Source organism: Streptomyces sp. Tu6071, from assembly GCF_000213055.1.
GTDB lineage: Bacteria > Actinomycetota > Actinomycetes > Streptomycetales > Streptomycetaceae > Streptomyces > Streptomyces evansiae.
The window spans coordinates 1559765-1577515 of the sequence record NZ_CM001165.1; the positions used below are offsets into that span (position 1 = coordinate 1559765).

Here is a 17751-nt window from a genome sequence, read left to right on the forward strand (position 1 = left end):
CTCGGACAAGGGGAACTACGGCATGGAGACCGGCACGTGACCTCAGGCGGAAGACTTCGCACGACGGCCCTGGTGGCACTCCTCGTCGCCCTGCTCCTGGTCCTGTCCCTGCTCTCGGTGGCACTCGGGGCGCTGAGCATCCCGGTCGACGACGTCGTGCGCACCCTCTTCGGGCACCCCCCGGACCGGCTCACGGACAACGTGATCTGGTCCGTGCGCGTGCCCCGCACCCTGCTCGGCCTCACGACGGGCGCGGCGCTCGGCATGGCGGGCGCGCTCATGCAGGCCCTGACCCGCAATCCACTCGCCGACCCCGGCATCCTCGGGGTGAGCGCGGGCGCGTCGTTCGCCATCGTCGTCTCGGTCGCCGTCTTCGGGGTCGCCTCGCTCTACGGCTACGTGTGGTTCGCCTTCGGGGGCGCCCTCGTCGCCAGTGTCGTGGTCTTCCTCCTCGGGCGCCTGGGACGATCGGGGGCGACCCCGGTCAAGCTGGCCCTTGCCGGGGTCGCCGTCACCTCGCTGCTCTCCTCGCTCACGAGCGCCGTCGTCCTCACCGACGAGGACGCCCTGGACCGCTACCGCTTCTGGTCGGCGGGCACCCTCGCCGACCGCGACGCGGGCGACCTGACGCGCATCCTGCCGTTCCTCGCCGTCGGCGCCCTGCTCGCCCTCGCCTGCGCGCCCGCGCTCAACAGCCTCGCGCTCGGCGACGACGTGGCGGCCTCGCTCGGCAGGCGGCTCGGTCTCGTACGGCTCCAGGGCGTGACCGCGATCGTGCTGCTCACCGGGGCCTCGGTCGCCGTCATCGGCCCGGTGGTCTTCCTCGGCCTCGTCGTCCCCCACCTCGCCCGGGTCCTCGCGCAGTGGGCCGGGATCGGGCCCGACCACCGCTGGCTGCTCCCGCTGTCGGCGGTGCTCGCCCCCGTACTGCTCCTGTCCGCCGACATCGTGGGGCGGATGGTGGACCGGCCCTCGGAGATACAGGCCGGGGTCCTCGTCGCCTTCATCGGCGGGCCGTTCTTCATCGCCCTGGTCCGCCGCCGGAAGCTCGCGGAGGTATAGCCCGTGTCCGCCCCGTCCTCGTACGCAGCGCCCGGGACCGCCCCCGCGAAGCGCCCCGTCCTGCGCGACCGTCCCTTCCGGCTGCGCACTCCCCCGGTCTCCGGCGTCCTGCGCCCGCGCCTGCTGCTCACCGGGATCGCGCTCGCCGTCGGCACGTTCGCGCTCTTCTGCTGGGGGCTCGCGCTCGGCGACTACCCCGTGAGCCTCACCGGGGTCGTCAAGGCCCTGTTCGGCGCGGGCGACGAGGGAACGCTCAGCATCGTGCGGGAGTTGCGCCTGCCGCGCGCGCTCACCGGGCTCCTCGTCGGGCTCGCCTTCGGCGTCTCGGGCGCCGTGTTCCAGACGATGACCCGCAACCCCCTCGCGAGCCCCGACATGATCGGGCTCACCGAGGGCGCGGGCACCGCCGTGGTCGCCGCCGTCGTCCTCGGCTGGACCGGCGGCCTCGGGCTCTCCACGCTCGGCCTGCTCGGCGCGCTCGCGACCGCGCTCCTCGTCTACGCGCTGGCGTGGAAGGGCGGAGCGACCGGCTACCGCATCATCCTCGTCGGCATCGGCGTCTCGTGGATCTGCACGAGCGCGACGGACTTCCTCGTCGCGCGCGGCAACCGCTTCGAGGCGCAGGCCGCGCTCGGCTGGCTCGTCGGCAACCTCAACGGCCGTACGTGGGGCCAGGTCGACACGCTCGCGATCGCCCTCGCCGTACTCCTGCCGCTCTCCCTCGGCCTCGGCCGCTGGATGCGCACGCTCCAGCTCGGCGACGACGTCGCCGCCGGGCTCGGCACGCCCGTGCAGCCGGTGCGCCTCGCGCTGCTCCTCACCGGGGTCGGTCTCGTCGCCTTCGGCACGGCGGCGGCGGGCCCGGTCGCCTTCGTGGCGCTCGCCTGCCCGCAGATCGCCCTGCGGCTCGCCGGCACCTCGGCACCGCCCCCGCTCGTCTCCGGTCTCACCGGCGCGTTCGTCGTCCTCGGCGCCGATCTCCTCGCGCGCGAGGCGATCCCGGGGACGGAGCTGCCGGTCGGGGTCGTCACCGGCGCCCTCGGCGCCCCCGTCCTGCTGTGGCTGCTCATCCGCGTCAACCGCGCGGGCTCTGGAGGCTGAACCCATGTCGCTCACCGAGCCGAAGGGACCCGAGCTGCGCGCCCGGGGCCTGCACCTCGCCTACGACGGCCGCCCGGTCGTCGCCGACCTCGACCTCACCGTGCCGACCGGCAGGGTGACGGCCATCGTGGGCGCCAACGCCTGCGGCAAGTCCACGCTCCTGCGCGCCCTCGCCCGTCTCCTCGCCCCCCGCGAGGGCGTCGTCGAACTCGACGGCGCGGCACTGCACTCGGTGCCCACGCGGGAACTCGCCCGCAAGCTCGGCATCCTGCCGCAGTCCCCCGTGGCGCCCGAGGGCCTGACGGTCGGGGACCTCGTGGGCCGGGGCCGGGCCCCGCACCAGACGTGGTGGCGGCAGTGGTCGAAGGCGGACGAGGAGGCGGTCGACGCGGCGCTCGCCGCGACCGGGCTCACGGAGCTGGCCGACCGCGCCGTGGACGAGCTGTCGGGGGGCCAGCGCCAGCGCGCGTGGATCGCGATGGCGGTCGCGCAGGGCACCCCCGTGCTGCTCCTGGACGAGCCCACGACGTACCTCGACCTCGCCCACCAGGTCGACGTCCTCGACCTCGTCACGGACCTCAACCGGCGTGAGGGCCGCACGATCGTGATGGTCCTGCACGACCTCGACCAGGCGTGCAGGTACGCCGATCACGTCATCGCGATGAAGGCCGGCCGGATCGTCGCGCAGGGCGCGCCCGCCGAGGTCGTCACGGAGGCGATCGTCGAGGACGTCTTCGGGCTGCGCTGCCGCATCACGACGGACCCGGTGAGCCGCACCCCGCTGGTCATCCCGCTGAGCAGGCACCACGGGGACGGCGGGCGCGGGGACGCGGGTACGGGGCGGGGCGCCGACGACGCGGCCCCGCCCCGTACCGGGATTCCCGCCCCGGAGGCTGCCGCGGTCCCGGTCGGTGCCGGGACCGCCGCCCCTCAGGGCCGCGACGTCAAGTAGCCGCCCATCGTGCGGAAGTAGTCCCGCGCCGCGTACTCGGTGCCGTCCTCCGTCCGCACCCGCCGCACGAGCAGCCCGGGGTGGTGCCCCGTGTGCGCCTCGGGCCCCGCGACGACCACCACGCCGTCACCCTCGCGGATGAAGATCCGGCCCGGAGTGCCCCCGTAGCGGCCCTCGGAGACGCCCGCCGAGACGATGCGCAGGCGCTTGCCCCGGTGGAAGGCGTAGGCGTTCGGGTACGGGTCCGACTGGGCCCGTACCAGGCGCTCCAGGCGCTCGGCGGGCCAGTGGAAGTCGATGCGGCTGTCCTCGTCCGCGCGCTTGTGGAAGAAGCTCGCGCGGGCGCGGTCCTGCGGCACCCACTGGCCCGCGTCGCGCCCCGAGGCGATGAGGTCGAGCGATTCGCGCACGAGGGGCTCGATGAGGTCGACCGTGCGGTGGAAGAGGTCCGTCGCCGTGTCGGCGGGACCCACGGGCACCGAGCGCTGCACGAGGACGTCGCCCGCGTCGAGTTCGGCGTTCATGCGGTGCGCCGTGACGCCGACGCGCTCCTCGCCGTTGATGAGCGCCCAGATGATCGGCGAGAAGCCCGCGTAGGCCGGGAGCAGCGAGTCGTGGATGTTGAGCGTGCCGTGCGGGGGCAGGTCGAACAGCTCGGGCGGCAGCCACGTGCGCCAGTTGTTGGCGACGATGATGTCCGGGCGCGCCTCCCGTACGGCGTCGAGGAGTTCGTCGTCGTCGGGCCGGTTGCGCAGCAGGACCGGCACCCCGTTCTTCTCGGCGAGTTCGGCGACGTTGTCGTCCCAGATCTTCTCGTAGGCGTGCTCACTCCTCGGGTGCGTGACGACGAGCGCCACCTCGTGCCCGGAGTCGAGCAGCGCCCGCAGCGTGCGATGACCCCAGGTCTGGTAGCCGAGCATGACGACCCGCATATGTGCATCCCTCCACGACCGCATTGCTAGGTAAGCCTTACCTTATCTAACATGGCGTTGCCTGAGGAGGCGATGCAAAGGTGAATGCACCGGTTACGGGTTCCGAGCCCGTCCACGACCTTGTCGGGATCGGTTTCGGCCCGTCGAATCTCGCTCTGTCCATAGCCGTTGAGGAACACAACGCGCACCTCGCGGCGGACCGCCGCCTCGACGCGCTGTTCCTGGAACGCCAGCCGCGCTTCGGCTGGCACCGGGGGATGCTGATCGACGACGCGACGATGCAGGTGTCCTTCCTCAAGGACCTCGTCACGCTGCGCAATCCCACCAGCGACTACAGCTTCCTGTGCTTCCTGCGCGAGCGGGGGCGCCTGATCGACTTCCTGAACCAGAAGACGCTGTTCCCGCTGCGGGCGGAGTTCCACGAGTACTTCGAGTGGGCGGCGGCGCGGGTCGCGCACCAGGTCGCGTACGGCAGCGAGGTCGTGGCCGTGGACCCGGTGCGCGCCGACGACGGCGAGGTGCGGTGCTTCGACGTCACGAGCCGGGACGCCGGGGGCGCGCGCACGACGCACCGGGCGCGCAACATCAGCGTCGCGCTGGGCCTGGAGGCGCACGTGCCGCCGGGGCTGAGCCTGGGCGAACGCGTCTGGCACAACAGCGCGTTGATCCCGCGCGCGGAGGAACTGGCGCGCTCCGGCGCCCCGGTGCGGCGCGCGGTCGTGCTCGGCGCGGGGCAGAGCGCCGCCGAGTCGGTGGACTACCTGCACCGGACGTTCCCGGACGCCGAGGTCTGCTCGGTGTTCGCCAAGTACGGGTACACGCCCGCCGACGACAGCCCCTTCGCCAACCGCGTCTTCGACCCCGACGCGGTGGACGTCTACTTCTCGGCGCCCTCGGAGGTGAAGCAGTCCCTGCTCGACTACCACCGCTCGACCAACTACTCGGTCGTCGACATGGACCTCATCGAGTCGCTCTACGCGACCGCGTACCGCGAGAAGGTCGCCGGGCGCGAACGGCTGCGCTTCCTCAACGTCTCGCGGATCAGGGAGGTCTCCCCGGGCGCTCCGCTCGACGTCACGGTGGAGTTCCTGCCCACGGGGGAGCGCGAGGTGCTGGCGGCCGACATCCTCGTCCTCGCCACCGGCTACCGCCCGCGCGACCTCGGCGCGCTCCTCGGCGACGCGGCGAAGCTGTGCCTGCGCGACGACGGCGACGCGCTGCGCGTGGACCGCGACCACCGCGTGGAGACCGTCCCCGAGGTCACGGCCGGCATCTACCTCCAGGGCGGCACGGAGCACACCCACGGCCTCACGAGCACGCTCCTTTCCACCGTGGCGGTCCGGGCGGAGGAGATCCACCGCTCGCTCCTCGACGGGCGGAAGGTGACGGCGGCGGTCTGAGACGCGGGAGGCTGCCACGCCGGGCCCCGGCGTGGCAGCCCTCACCGTCTCGGGGAGGCGGTGACGGGCGAACGGACACGTGCCTCCCGCCGGGACCCGTGGTGCTCGCCGTGCTCGGCGGCGCGGACGAAGTCCGAGCGGCGTCGGGGGGATACCCGGGCCGCCGACGAGGTCCCGGGCGGTCCCGCCTTGTCTCCGCGCCTCCCCCTGGCGGAAGGTAGGGCGGACGAACGGGGGAGGCGCATGGGCAGGCGGCCGGGTGGGCGCGTGACGTTCCGGGCCATCGCGGACGAGGCGGGCGTGTCGATCGCGACGGTCTCGCGCGTGGTCAACGGGAGCACGCGGGTCTCGGAGGGGACGCAGCGGGCGGTGCGCGAGGCGGCGCAGCGGCTCGGGAGCGGCTTCGCGCGCACGCGGGGCGGCGCGCCTCCCGTGCTCGTGTACTGCCCGTACGCGCTGACCGACTACTTCGGCACGATCGTCACGTCCGTCGTCGAGACCCTGGCGCTGCACGGCCGCCGTGCGCTCGTCCTCGCGGGCGAGAGCGCGCAGGACGACACCTCGGCGCTGCTCGCGCTGCCCGAGCAGCACGGGATCGCGGGTGCCGTGCTCGTCCTGCCGCCGGGCTCGACGCACGACCTGGAGGCGCTGCACGCGCGCCGCTACCCGCTCGTCGTGGTGGACCCGCGCGCCGAGCTGCCCGAGACGGTCGCCTCCGTCTCGGCCGCGCACGCGGCCGGGGCGCGGCGCGTGACGCGGCACCTGCTCGGTCTCGGCCACCGCAGGATCGGCTTCATCGGCGGACCGGGCGACTGGCTCGCGAGCCGCAACCGCCTCGTCGGCCACACCGCCGCGCTCGGCGAGACGGGCCTCCTCCCCGATCCCGCGCTCATGGCCGGGATCACCGAGCCCACGACGCACGAGGGCCACACGGCCGCCCGGCTGCTCCTGTCCCGTACCCCCCGCCCGACCGCGCTCGTCGCGTTCAACGACAAGACGGCGGCGGGGGCGATCCGCGCGGCGCGCGAGGCGGGGCTCACGGTGCCCGGGGACCTCTCGGTCACGGGCTTCGACGACAGCGAGCTGGGCCAGAGCATCACGCCCGCGCTCACCACGGTCCGCCAGCCGCTGGAGGAGATGGGCCGCATGGCCGTCTCGCTCCTCGTCCGCCTCGTCGCGGGCCACGCGGTCGACACGCTGCACGTCGAACTCGCGACGCCCCTGGTGGTACGGGACTCGACGGCGCCGCCCCCGGCATGTCGCGTTTGAAACAAGAAACGGAGCCGGGCGGACCGCCACCGCTCCGCCCGGCTCCATCCCTTGCACGCCTGAACGGGGCGGACACGCGCCGGACGGCCCGCCCCGGGGACCTGTCAGCCGGATTGACCTGCGATGCCGTCAATTCTCTTGCGCGTACACGTCATTACTCTTGACGCTCCCCCGGCGTCCCTCTAACTTCACCGGTTGTACGCAGCGGTGCGCACCACTCATGTAATTGTTTCACGGCCGGTGCTCCGGCCGGTTCTCCTTCCCCACCCCCACCGCCCCAGGAAGGACACCCGCATGCCTCCTGCCCGTACCCGCCCCCGTACTCGCCCGAGACGGCGCCCCCGGGCGCTCGCGACGGCCGCGTCCGTCGTGCTGCTCGGGGCCGGGACCCTCGTCGCCGTGGACGGCACCGCCGCGAGCGCGGCGACGCCGGGGCCGATCGTCAACCAGGGCAACGGCAAGTGCCTCGACGTGAAGGACGGTTCGACCGCCGACGGCACCCCGGCCCAGATGTGGACCTGTTCCCAGGGCCCCAACCAGACCTGGACGCTGAGCGACAACGGCGCGCTCACGGCCCGGGGCAAGTGTCTCGATCTCGTGAACGGCGGCACCGCCAACGGCACCGCCACCCACCTGTGGACCTGCTACGACTCCCTCGCCTCGCAGAAGTGGCAGTACACGGGCGGGCAGTTCGTGAACCAGGCCGCCGGGAAGTGCCTCGACATCAAGGACAACAACAACGCGAACGGCGCCGCGCTCCAGGTCTGGGACTGCGCCGGGACGCCGAACCAGAAGTGGGACTACGCGGGCGGCACGACGACGCCGCCGAACGACAAGGACCCCGATCTCGGCCCGAACGTGGTCGTCTTCGACCCGTCGATGTCCGCCGCGACGATCCAGTCCCGCCTCAACTCGATCTTCAGCCAGCAGCAGAGCAACCAGTTCGGCGGCCAGCGGTACGCGGTCCTCTTCAAGCCGGGCACGTACAGCGCGGACGTCAACGTCGGCTTCTACACGCAGGCCGCCGGGCTCGGCATGAGCCCCGACGACGTGACGATCAACGGGGCCGTGCACGCCGAGGCCGACTGGTTCCAGGGCAACGCGACGCAGAACTTCTGGCGCGAGGCCGACAACATGTCGGTCAACCCCACGGGCGGCTCCGACCGCTGGGCGGTCTCGCAGGCCGCCCCGTACCGGCGGATGCACGTGCGCGGGAACCTCAAGCTGGACGACGGCGGCTGGTCGAGCGGCGGGTTCATCTCGGACAGCAAGATCGACGGCCAGATCCAGTCCGGCTCGCAGCAGCAGTTCCTCACCAAGAACAGCTCGATGGGCTCGTGGTCCGGGTCGAACTGGAACATGGTCTTCGTCGGCGACCAGGGCGCGCCCGCGCAGAACTTCCCCACGTACACGACGGTCGGCGCGGCCCCGGTCAACGCCGAGAAGCCCTTCCTCCACGTCGACGGCGCGGGCGCCTGGAAGGTCTACGTGCCGGGCCTCCAGACGAACGCGGCGGCGACCACCTGGAACGGCAAGACGCAGACCGGCAGGGATCTGTCCCTCGACGACTTCTACGTGGCCAAGCCGGGTGCCTCCGCCGCCGACATGAACGCGGCGCTCGCCTCGGGCAAGAACCTGCTCGTCACGCCCGGCGTCTACCACCTCAATCAGACGCTCAAGGTGACACGGCCCGATCAGGTCGTCCTCGGCATGGGTCTCGCGACGCTCGTCCCTGACAACGGGATCACCGCGCTCACCACGGCCGACGTGGACGGCATCCGCGTCGCCGGGCTCCTCATCGACGCGGGCACCACCACCTCGCAGACGCTCATGGAGGTCGGCCCGAGCGGCGCCTCGGCGAGCCACGCCGCGAACCCGACGGTCCTCAACGACGTGTTCCTGCGGATCGGCGGCGCGACGCTCGGCAAGGCGACGACCTCCCTCGTGGTCAACAGCGACCACACGGTCATCGACCACACGTGGGCCTGGCGCGCCGACCACGGCAACGGCGGCACGGTCGGCTGGAACACCAACACCGCCGACACGGGACTCGTCGTCAACGGGCAGAACGTCACCGCGTACGGGCTGTTCGTCGAGCACTACAAGAAGACGCAGGTCATCTGGAACGGCAACGGCGGACGCACGTACTTCTTCCAGAACGAGCTGCCCTACGACCCGCCGGACCAGGGCTCCTGGATGAACGGCTCGACGCAGGGCTACCCCGCCTACAAGGTGGCCAACGGCGTGACGAGTCACGAGGCGTGGGGCCTGGGCAGCTACGCCTTCGCCCAGGTGAACCCGTCGGTCGTCGAGGAGCGCTCCTTCGAGGTGCCGCAGACGAGCGGGGTCCGCTTCCACGACATGGTGACCACCGTCCTCGGCGGCAAGGGAACCATCAACCACATCATCAACAACGCGGGCGCCAAGGTGACGCCGAGCAGCAACGTCGCCTACCTGACCAACTACCCGTAGAAACAGCCCGGTTGCTACCGGAGCGGGGCGGCCCCCGCGCACACGACGAGGCCGCCCCGCCCCCTCCTCCCCGCACCCCCCACTCCCACCCCACCCCCACCACGAAGGGCACCCGTATGTCTTTCAGACCCCGGCGCCGGTCCGGCCCCGGCACCCCCGCCACTCCCCCGCGCCGCCTCGTCCGCCTCCTGCTCACCGGCGCGCTCGCCGCCGCCGGGCTCGGCGCGGCGGGCACCGCCCCCGTGCACGCGGCCGGGGAACAGGTCACCGCGTACCTCACGACGACCGACGACTCCGGCGGCCGGCACGTCACGCGCGGACTCCAGCAACAGGCCCCGTTCGCCTTCCAGTCCGGCACGGCGAACAGCGGCACGACCGTCTCCGTGGACGAGAACACGCGCTACCAGACCTTCACGGGCGGCGGCGCCTCCTTCACCGACACCGCCGCCTACCTCATGAAGGAGAGCGGCGCGCTCTCGCAGTCCACACTCGACCAGACGATGACGAAGCTCTTCTCGCCGACGGACGGCATCGGGCTCTCGTTCCTGCGCAACCCGATGGGCGGCTCCGACCTCGCGCGCTTCGGCTACACGTACGACGACGTGCCCGCCGGGCAGAGCGATCCCTCGCTCGCGAAGTTCTCGATCGCCCACGACCAGGCGGGGGTTCTGCCGCTCACGCAGCAGGCCAAACGCCTCAACCCGCAGCTCACCACCGTCGCCTCACCGTGGACGGCGCCCGCCTGGATGAAGGACAACGGGCAGCTCAACGGCGGCTGGCTCAAGGCCGAGAACTACGGCACGTACGCGAACTACTTCGTGAAGTACATCCAGGCGTACCAGGCCGCGGGAGTACCCATCGACTACGTGACCGCGCAGAACGAGCCGACGTGCTGCGACAGTTACCCCTCGATGAGCTGGAACGGCGCCGGACTCGCGTACTTCACGAAGAGCGAGCTGCTGCCCAAGCTGGCCTCGGCCGGACTGAGGACCAAGGTCCTCGCGCACGACTGGAACTGGGACACGTACGACGCCTACGCGGCGCCCACCGTGGACGACGCGGCCGTGCGCAGCCACCCGAACTTCGGCGGCATCGCGTGGCACGGCTACGGCGGCGACGTCAGCAAGCAGTCGCAGATCCACGACAAGTACCCGCAGCTCGACGCCTTCCAGACCGAGCACTCGGGCGGCACCTGGATCGCCAACCAGCAGACCGAGGACATGCGCAACATCATCGACTACACCCGCAACTGGGCGAAGTCGGTGACGAAGTGGTCCCTCGCCGTCGACCAGAACAGGGGCCCGCACAACGGCGGTTGCGGCACCTGCGACGGGCTGATCACCGTGCACGACGGGGACAGCCGCAGCGGGCAGGTCGACTACACCATCGAGTACTACACGATGGGGCACCTCACGAAGTTCGTGCGGCCGGGCGCGAGCCGTGTCGCGTCCACGGCGAGCGGCGAGGTGCCGAACGTCGCATGGCGCAACACGGACGGCTCGAAGGCGCTCCTCGCCTACAACGAGTCCTCCTCGGCGCGCACCTTCACCGTCAACTGGGGCGGCCAGCACTTCACTTACCAGCTCCCCGGCAAGACGTCCGCGACCTTCACGTGGAACGGGACGCAGAGCGGCGGCGGGGGCGGCACCGAGCGCGCCGGGACGCTCACCGGGCTCGGCGGCAAGTGCCTCGACGCCTCGGGGACCGCGAACGGCGCGGCCGTGCAGACCTGGTCGTGCACGGGAGCCGCCAACCAGCGCTGGACCCTCGGCACCGACGGCACGCTCCGGACCAACGGCAAGTGCCTGGACGTGACGGGCGGTTCGACGGCGGACGGCGCGAAGCTCCAGCTCTACGACTGCAACGGGACCGGCGCCCAGCGGTGGACGTACGACGCGACGAGCCACGACGTCGTGAACACGGCGGCGAACAAGTGCCTCGATGTGACCGACCGTTCGACCGCGAACGGCGCGCGGGCGCAGATCTGGACGTGCACGGGCGCGTCCAACCAGAAGTGGACGCTGAACGGCTAGGCGGACGCGTGCGCTCCGGGGGCCCGTCGCGCGCGCGGCGGGCCCCCTGCCGTGCCCGGCCCGGTGCCGAAGGCGTCGTCGCAGTGCGCGAGGAGCGCGGCGAGGGCCGGGGCGGCGGGGGCGTGCCGGGTGACGAGGGCGAGCACGCCCCGTACCGCCGTGCCGTCCAGCCGCAGCGCGCGCAGGCCCGGCACACCCTCCACCATCGAGGCGGAGAGCACGGCGGCCCCGAGGCCGCGCGCGGCGAGGTGCAGAACGGCCCCCGGCGCGTTCGCCTCCATCGCGACGGCGGGCACGAGGCCGTGTTCGGCGCAGGCCGCGTCCAGGCTCGCGCGGATGCCCGTGCCGTGCGGCAGGCACAGGAGGGGGTGCGCGAGGAGCGCGTCGAGCGTCACGGAATCACCTGCTGCCAGCGGGTGTTCGGGCGGTACGGCGACGGCGAGCGGTTCGTTCACGACCTCGCGCGCCGCCAGGTCCGCGGGGGCCCGGCGCACGGCGCCGATCAGCGCGAGGTCGATCGTGCCCTCGCGCACGCGCGCGGCGAGACGGTCCGAGTCGTCCTCCACGAGCCGCAGCGCGACCCCGGGGTGCGCGCGGTGGAAGGCGGCGAGCGCGGCGAAGAAGGGCTCGACGGTGCAGGCCATGATCATGCCGACGACGAGACTCCCCCGTACCAGGGCGTTGAGTTCGTCGACCGCCGCGCGCAGCCCGCGCTCCGCCGCGAGCACCTGCCGCGCGTGCCGCCGCACCACCTCCCCCGCCTCCGTGAGCCGCACCGCGCGGGCCGAGCGGTCGAAGAGCACGGCGCCCAACTCCCGCTCCAGTTGCGCTATCTGCGCGCTGATCCCGGGCTGGCTGACGTGCAGGCGCGCGGCGGCGCGCGTGAATCCGCCCTCGTCGGCGACGGCGAGGAAGTACCGCAGGTGACGCAGCTCCATAAGTATGGATGATAGGCCGGATCAGAAGCATTGCTTGGACTTCTGCACAGGGAACGCCCGAGACTCGTGGTGCGGACGATCCCGATCTGGAGGCACCGAGCATGACGGAGTACGAGAAGGCACTGCGGCCCGAGGACCTGACCCGGCTCTTCGTGGAGCGCGCGAACGCGGGCGACGCGGACGGGGTCGCGGCGCTGTACGCGGAGGACGCCGTGATGGCGTACCCGCCGGGAAGCGTCACCGCGGGGCGCGCGGCGATCCGCGAGCTGATCGGCAAGATGCTCGCCGCCGCCCCGCGCTTCACCCCCGAGGAGCCGCTGCCCACGCTCGTCCACGGCGACCTCGCCCTCACCTCGACGCCGCCGAAGGACGGCGCGGGCGCGCGGGCACAGGTCGTTCGGCGACAGCCGGACGGGAGCTGGCTGCGGGTCATCGACCAGCCGGAGTTCCAGCGGCCGGCGGGCTGAGCGGCCCGGGGGCCGGGCCCGCCCGTCCCGCACCGCGCCGGGCGGTGCCAGGATGGCCGTCATGACTGTGCGGGACGACATGGCCGCGGGGACCCGGCTCCTCGTGGTGGACGACGAACCGGCCATCCTCGACGTGCTGGCCACCTCGCTGCGCTTCCTGGGCTACGAGGTGGCCGAGGCGACGACCGGGCGGGCCGCACTCACGGCCGCGCGCGAGGGCGGCTTCCACCTCGTCCTGCTCGACGTCGTGCTCCCGGACCTGGACGGCTTCGCCGTGGTCCGCCGCCTGCGGGAGGGCGGGGGGCGCGTCCCGGTGGTCTTCCTGACCGCCCGGGAGAGCCCCGAGGACATCGTCGCCGGGCTCGACCTCGGCGCCGACGACTACATCACCAAGCCGTTCCGGCTCGCCGAGGTCGCCGCGCGCGTGCGGGCCGTGCTGCGCCGCCGCGAGGCTCCCGCCGCAGCGCGGGTGCTGAGCTGCGCGGACCTGGAACTCGACACCGACACGTACGAGGTGCGCAGGGACGGACGGCTCGTCGACCTCTCCCCCACCGAGTACCGGCTGCTGCGCCACCTGCTGGCCCACCAGGGCCGGGTCCTGACGCACGGGCAGCTGCTGGAGCACGTGTGGGGGCAGGAGGGCGGCGACCCGGGAGTGGTGAAGACGTACATCTCCTACCTGCGGCACAAGCTCGACGGCGCGGGACCCTCGCTCATCGAGACGCGGCGCGGCATCGGCTACACGCTGCGCGCGCCGGAGGAACCGTGAGGGCGCGCCTGCCGCGGCCCCGCTCACTGCGCGGACGGCTGCTCCTCGCCCTGCTCGCCTCTGCCGCGCTCGCGCTGCTCGTCCTGGACGCGGTGGTCTACGGGGCGCTGCGCGGCTACCTCACGGACCGTACGGACACCACGCTGCGGGCGGTGCGCCAGCGGGTGTCCCAGCAGCTCACCGAGGCGCCCCGGGGGCAGGCGCTCGGCAATGACGTACGGCTCCTCGGCGCCTCGGAGTTCTTCCTGCGCCTGCGCAGGCCCGACGGCTCGGTGCGCGAGCTGGCGCCGGGACTGCGCACGGCCGGTGACGCGCCGCGGCTGCCCGATCCGCTGCCCCGCCCGGGGACGCGGGACCCGGTCACCGTGCGCGCGGAGCGGGACGACGGGCCGGAGTTCCGCGTGCTGACGCAGCGGGTCGCGGGGCGCGGCGTGCTCGTCGCCGCCGTACCGCTCACGGACGTGCGGGAGACCCTGCGCCGGCTGCTCGTGGTGGAGGCGGTGGCCACGGGCGGGGTGCTGGTCCTGCTCGGCGGGGCCGGGCTGGGGGTGCTGCGGCGCGGGCTGCGGCCTCTGGAGGTCATGGCCGGGGACGCGGACGCCATCACCGCCGGGCGAGCGGGAGGCGACGTCGCACCGGCGGACGAGGACACCGAGGTGGGCCGGCTCGGTGCGGCACTGAACGCGATGCTCGCCGGTCAGCGGGCCACGCAGGAGCGGCTGCGCCGGTTCGTCGCGGACGCCTCGCACGAGCTGCGGACCCCGGTGACCGCCGTGCTCGGCTACGCGGACCTGCACCACCAGGGCGTGCTGGACGAGCCCGCGCACCGCGAGCGCGCGATGCGGGGCATCACGACGGAGGCGCTGCGGATGCAGCGTCTCGTGGACGACCTGCTGCTGCTCGCCCGGCTCGACGCCGTGCCCACCCGGACGCACACGAGGCTGGACCTCGCCGGTACCGTGCGCGAGGCCGTCGCCGCGGGCCGTGTCGTGGCCCCCGGGCGTCCGCTCACCGTGGACGCGGAGGACGGCGCCCTCGTGGACGGGGACGCCGAGCAACTGCGCCGGGTCGTGGACAACCTGCTCGCCAATGTCCGCCGGCACACCCCGGAAGGGACGGCCGCGCACGTCACCGTCCGGCGGGACGACGGGACTGTCGTGCTCGCCGTCCGCGACGAGGGCCCCGGTGTACCGCCCGCCGCCGCGGCCCGGGTCTTCGAGCGCTTCTACCGCGCCGGTACGGGGCGCGGCGAGGGGACGGGGCTCGGTCTCGCCATCGTGGCCGCCGTCGCCGAGGCGCACGACGGCACCGCGAGGTGCACGGCGGCACCGGGCGGCGGTGCCCTGGTCACCGTGGTGCTGCCCGCCGCCCGGTGAACGGGCACGGGGGCGGGTACTCGCAGTGGCGGGTGCTCACAGGAAGGCGAGCGTCTTGTCGTAGCCGTCGAGCACCGCGCCCGGGTCGGTGCCGAGCACCTCGCGCAGCAGCGTCGCGTAGACGGCGCGGAAGTCCGTCGTCGTCCGCAGGTCGTCGTCCGTGAGGTCGTCGAGCGCGGGCTGTTCGCCGTGGAAGCCGCCCCGGACGGGCTCGCCGAGGACGAAGAGCGGTCCTGCCGTGCCGTGGTCGGTGCCCTGGTTGGCATTGGCCTTCGGGCGGCGGCCGAACTCGGAGTAGACGGCGACGACGACCTTGCGGCCCGCCGCGGTGCGGCGTACGCGGGTCAGGAAGCCGCCGAGATCGCGGTCGAGCCCCGCGAGCAGCCGGGACTGCGTGCCCTTCTCGTTGGCGTGCGTGTCGAAACCTCCGAGACTCACGCTGTACGCGCGTGTCGAGACGCCCGCCTCGATCGCGCGGGCGACGACGTCGAGTTGCGCTCCGAGCGCGCTCTCGGCCCCGGCCGAGCCGCCCTCGTTCCCCTCGGTGGCGCCGTCCTCGTCTTTTTCGCCCTTCCCGCCGGAAGTGCTGTCGCTCTTCGCGTCGAAGGAACGGGACACCTGGCGGAGATCGCCGAGCGAGGTGGCCGCCCTGCGCAGGAGGGGGTGCGCGTCCTCGTCCTGGTGCGAGAGTTCCTCGCACGCGCGCTGCCACGCGTCGGGCAGCGGTTTGCCGCCGAGGCGCACGGCGGCTCCCGCCGTCTTCGTGCCCGCCATGAGCGGGGGGAGCGTCGCGCCGACGGAGACGCCCTTGAGCGGGTCGCCGTCCCCCGCGCGGTCCAGCCAGCGGCCGAGCCAGCCGGAGGGGACCGGGCCGGACGGTGAGGCGGTCTGCCAGATGGCCATCGAACGGAAGTGGCTGTGGTCGGGCTTGGGATAGGAGACACCGCGCACGACGGCGAGATGCTTGTCGTCCCAGAGCTTCTTGAGGTTCTTCAGGCCCGGGTTGAGTCCGAGGCCCTCGCCGAGCGGCAGCACCTCGTCCTCGGCGTAGGCGAGGTCGCCGCGCAGGTCCTGGTAGTGCGGGTCGGCGGCGGGGACGAGGGTGTTGAGGCCGTCGTTGCCTCCGTAGAGCGTGACGAGCACGAGTGTCGACGCCTCGCCGTCCGGGGTGCCGGAGCCGGTGGCGAGGAGTTCGTCCACGCCCCAGGCGCCCGCCCCGGCGGCGAGCGCCGCGCCGGCTGTCACGCCGCTCGTGACGAGGAACTTGCGTCGGGTCCAGGTGTCCACGGGAGATCCCTTTCGGTGCGGTGGCGCCGGTGGCGCCCACCACGGTGCGCGCGGCGGTCCTCGCGCGGTCCGCTCAGCGCAGGACGAGGTGTTCGGGGGCGGTCAGGGCGAGGGCGGTGATCCGCATGGGGTCGCGGGCCGCCGCGGTGAGCACACCGCGCGTCGCGGCACCCCACTCCCCCACGCCGAGGGTGCGTGCGAGCAGTTCGGCGCGGTCCTTCGCGGCCGTCTTCTCGATCTCGCCCAGGTCGGCGTGGCGGACGAGCGTCTGCGCGAAGCCGATCCTGGCCTGCGCGGCGGAGGTCGTCAGCCAGGCGGCCCCCGCGGGCCAGCCGCCGACGCTGTCCGGGGCGAAGGGCACCTGGCCGAGCCCGGTGAGGGTGTGGAGGAGCAGTGCGGCGCGCTGTTTCTCCGGCAGGTCCCGGGGACGGACGCCCAGCGCCCGCAGGCTGCCCACCACGTACTCCACGGGCTGCTTCACGAGGACGTTGGCGGGATCGGCGAACGCCGCGTCGGTGAAGAGCGCGCGGAAGAGGGCGGTGGTGTCGCGCTCGGTGCCGTACGCCTTGACCAGCCGGGCGAGCGCGCTCGCGGAGGGCTTGTTCTCGTTGCTGACCAGTGCGCCCCACATGCGGCCGGCGACGTGGGCGTGCGAGGCGGGCAGCGCGACGAGGTGATCGACGAGGGACCGCGCGGTGAAGTCCGCGGTCCGCCCGACGACCGTCTCGGGCCCCTTCGCGTGCCGTGCGGCGCGGAACACCGGTTTCCAGGGGTTGGCCTGGCGGTCCAGCGTCCAGCCGGTGAGCGCCGCCGCGGCCTGCCGGACATCCGTCTCGCTGTAGTTGCCGACGCCGAGCACGAAGAGCTCCATGAACTCGCGGCCCAGGTTCTCGTTGGGCGCCTTCGCGGTGCTGCCGTCCGCGTCGAGCCACACCATGAGGGCGGGATCCACGACCATGGCGCGGGCGAGCGTGCGGAAGTCGCCGCCGCCGAGCCGGCGCAGGGTCTCGTTCTGCTGGAGCATCGCCGCGCCGGACTTGACCTTCTGGATCGAGGTCGCCCAGTGGTTGTGCCACAGGAGGGTGCGCTTCTCGGTCCACGGCTGCGCGGTGGCGACCATCCGCTCCAGCCACCACAGCGTCAGCTCCTTCCGCTGCGCGCGCAGTACCTCGCGGTAGTGCTTGCGCACGGGGTCCTGCCGCGGATCGGTGCCTTCCGTGCCGTGGGGGGAGGGCGAAGCGCCTGCCGTCCCGCGGGGGGAGGGCGGAGCGCCGGAGGACGTCGCGTCACCGGGGGCCGCGGGCGGGGACTTCTTCTCCTTCTCGCGCTTCTTCGCGCCCGTGCCCTCCTTCTTCCGCCGCGCCGCCTCGCTGGTGCGCGGCGGCAGCGGCCCGAAGTGCGGGGCGGGTACGGACCCGGAGTCGTCGTCGGCGTCCTGGGCGCCGAGCAGCCGGTCGAGTGTCGCGTCGAAGCCCGCCTTCTCCGCGGCGTCCACCGCGTCACCGCGCGCGTCGAAGCCCGCGCGTTGCAGCAGCCGCGTCAGGTGCGCCCTGGAGTCGAGTGTCGGTGCCATGGGAACGAGCGTGCCCCGGCCGTGTTCCGGACGGGTCGGCGGACGGTGGGAAAACGGTGGGAATCCGGGCGCGGGGCGCGCGGGGGGCCGAGGCGGACCGCTTCCGTCCGCCCTCGCGCG

Annotated in this window: 14 protein-coding genes; 10 read left to right on the forward strand and 4 right to left on the reverse strand. The window is 73.2% G+C overall.

What is annotated here, in order from left to right; genetic code table 11:
* Nucleotides 1-36 precede the first annotated feature (36 nt).
* Genes STTU_RS06325 through STTU_RS06335 form a run of 3 tightly spaced genes read left to right on the forward strand, consistent with a single transcriptional unit; the run spans nucleotide 37 to nucleotide 3115 of the window.
* On the forward strand, nucleotides 37-1062 hold the full coding sequence (locus tag STTU_RS06325; RefSeq protein ID WP_007820930.1) for a FecCD family ABC transporter permease: 1026 nt from the start codon (nucleotides 37-39) through the stop codon (nucleotides 1060-1062).
* 3 nt (nucleotides 1063-1065) lie between these two features.
* Nucleotides 1066-2163: a FecCD family ABC transporter permease gene (locus STTU_RS06330; RefSeq protein ID WP_007820931.1), complete on the forward strand. Its 1098-nt coding sequence runs from the start codon at nucleotides 1066-1068 to the stop codon at nucleotides 2161-2163.
* 4 nt (nucleotides 2164-2167) lie between these two features.
* Entirely contained in the window at nucleotides 2168-3115 is a 948-nt protein-coding gene (locus STTU_RS06335; protein WP_007820936.1) for an ABC transporter ATP-binding protein, read from the forward strand.
* Here the strand turns inward: STTU_RS06335 and STTU_RS06340 are convergent.
* On the reverse strand, nucleotides 3094-4047 hold the full coding sequence (locus STTU_RS06340; protein WP_043254349.1) for a methionyl-tRNA formyltransferase: 954 nt from the start codon (nucleotides 4045-4047) through the stop codon (nucleotides 3094-3096). The two genes, STTU_RS06335 and STTU_RS06340, sit on opposite strands and share 22 nt — an antisense overlap.
* An 80-nt stretch (nucleotides 4048-4127) precedes the next feature.
* Here STTU_RS06340 and STTU_RS06345 point away from each other — a divergent pair, with 80 nt between their 5' ends.
* From STTU_RS06345 to STTU_RS06360, 4 genes are all read left to right on the forward strand, one after another.
* Nucleotides 4128-5447: a lysine N(6)-hydroxylase/L-ornithine N(5)-oxygenase family protein gene (locus STTU_RS06345; protein ID WP_007820938.1), complete on the forward strand. Its 1320-nt coding sequence runs from the start codon at nucleotides 4128-4130 to the stop codon at nucleotides 5445-5447.
* A 243-nt stretch (nucleotides 5448-5690) separates the two neighbouring features.
* Entirely contained in the window at nucleotides 5691-6716 is a 1026-nt protein-coding gene (locus tag STTU_RS06350) for a LacI family DNA-binding transcriptional regulator (RefSeq protein ID WP_009069219.1), read from the forward strand.
* Between the two features lie 294 nt (nucleotides 6717-7010).
* Nucleotides 7011-9188: an RICIN domain-containing protein gene (locus STTU_RS06355; RefSeq protein ID WP_234019172.1), complete on the forward strand. Its 2178-nt coding sequence runs from the start codon at nucleotides 7011-7013 to the stop codon at nucleotides 9186-9188.
* Between the two features lie 116 nt (nucleotides 9189-9304).
* Nucleotides 9305-11221: a ricin-type beta-trefoil lectin domain protein gene (locus tag STTU_RS06360; protein ID WP_234019173.1), complete on the forward strand. Its 1917-nt coding sequence runs from the start codon at nucleotides 9305-9307 to the stop codon at nucleotides 11219-11221.
* Here STTU_RS06360 and STTU_RS06365 read toward each other — a convergent pair.
* Nucleotides 11218-12159, reverse strand: a complete 942-nt coding sequence (locus tag STTU_RS06365) for a LysR substrate-binding domain-containing protein (protein ID WP_043254354.1) — start codon at nucleotides 12157-12159, stop codon at nucleotides 11218-11220. The two genes, STTU_RS06360 and STTU_RS06365, sit on opposite strands and share 4 nt — an antisense overlap.
* Before the next feature lie 101 nt (nucleotides 12160-12260).
* Between STTU_RS06365 and STTU_RS06370 the strand changes: the two genes are divergently transcribed.
* The 3 genes from STTU_RS06370 (at nucleotide 12261) to STTU_RS06380 (ending at nucleotide 14771) form a co-directional block, all read left to right on the forward strand.
* The gene (locus STTU_RS06370; RefSeq protein WP_007820945.1) at nucleotides 12261-12626 is read left to right on the forward strand and encodes a YybH family protein; all 366 of its coding nucleotides are present in this window, start codon (nucleotides 12261-12263) and stop codon (nucleotides 12624-12626) included.
* A 61-nt stretch (nucleotides 12627-12687) separates the two neighbouring features.
* Nucleotides 12688-13395: a response regulator transcription factor gene (locus STTU_RS06375; protein WP_078518935.1), complete on the forward strand. Its 708-nt coding sequence runs from the start codon at nucleotides 12688-12690 to the stop codon at nucleotides 13393-13395.
* On the forward strand, nucleotides 13392-14771 hold the full coding sequence (locus STTU_RS06380; protein WP_043254356.1) for a sensor histidine kinase: 1380 nt from the start codon (nucleotides 13392-13394) through the stop codon (nucleotides 14769-14771). The genes STTU_RS06375 and STTU_RS06380 overlap by 4 nt, the downstream gene beginning before the upstream one ends.
* Nucleotides 14772-14807: 36 nt before the next feature.
* On the opposite strand, the gene STTU_RS06385 is transcribed toward STTU_RS06380, so the two are convergent.
* On the reverse strand, nucleotides 14808-16058 hold the full coding sequence (locus STTU_RS06385) for a DUF1501 domain-containing protein (protein WP_007820948.1): 1251 nt from the start codon (nucleotides 16056-16058) through the stop codon (nucleotides 14808-14810).
* A 73-nt stretch (nucleotides 16059-16131) separates the two neighbouring features.
* The gene (locus tag STTU_RS06390) at nucleotides 16132-17631 is read right to left on the reverse strand and encodes a DUF1800 family protein (protein WP_007820949.1); all 1500 of its coding nucleotides are present in this window, start codon (nucleotides 17629-17631) and stop codon (nucleotides 16132-16134) included.
* Nucleotides 17632-17751 lie beyond the last annotated feature (120 nt).

Bases quoted from the DNA above. Each gene is read 5' to 3' on its own strand.
- STTU_RS06370 (WP_007820945.1), top strand. From the start codon at position 12,261: ATGACGGAGTACGAGAAGGCACTGCGGCCCGAGGACCTGACCCGGCTC.
- STTU_RS06360 (WP_234019173.1), top strand. From the start codon at position 9,305: ATGTCTTTCAGACCCCGGCGCCGGTCCGGCCCCGGCACCCCCGCCACT.
- STTU_RS06340 (WP_043254349.1), bottom strand. From the start codon at position 4,047: ATGCGGGTCGTCATGCTCGGCTACCAGACCTGGGGTCATCGCACGCTG.
- STTU_RS06350 (WP_009069219.1), top strand. From the start codon at position 5,691: ATGGGCAGGCGGCCGGGTGGGCGCGTGACGTTCCGGGCCATCGCGGAC.
- STTU_RS06365 (WP_043254354.1), bottom strand. From the start codon at position 12,159: ATGGAGCTGCGTCACCTGCGGTACTTCCTCGCCGTCGCCGACGAGGGC.
- STTU_RS06390 (WP_007820949.1), bottom strand. From the start codon at position 17,631: ATGGCACCGACACTCGACTCCAGGGCGCACCTGACGCGGCTGCTGCAA.
- STTU_RS06355 (WP_234019172.1), top strand. From the start codon at position 7,011: ATGCCTCCTGCCCGTACCCGCCCCCGTACTCGCCCGAGACGGCGCCCC.
- STTU_RS06375 (WP_078518935.1), top strand. From the start codon at position 12,688: ATGACTGTGCGGGACGACATGGCCGCGGGGACCCGGCTCCTCGTGGTG.
- STTU_RS06335 (WP_007820936.1), top strand. From the start codon at position 2,168: ATGTCGCTCACCGAGCCGAAGGGACCCGAGCTGCGCGCCCGGGGCCTG.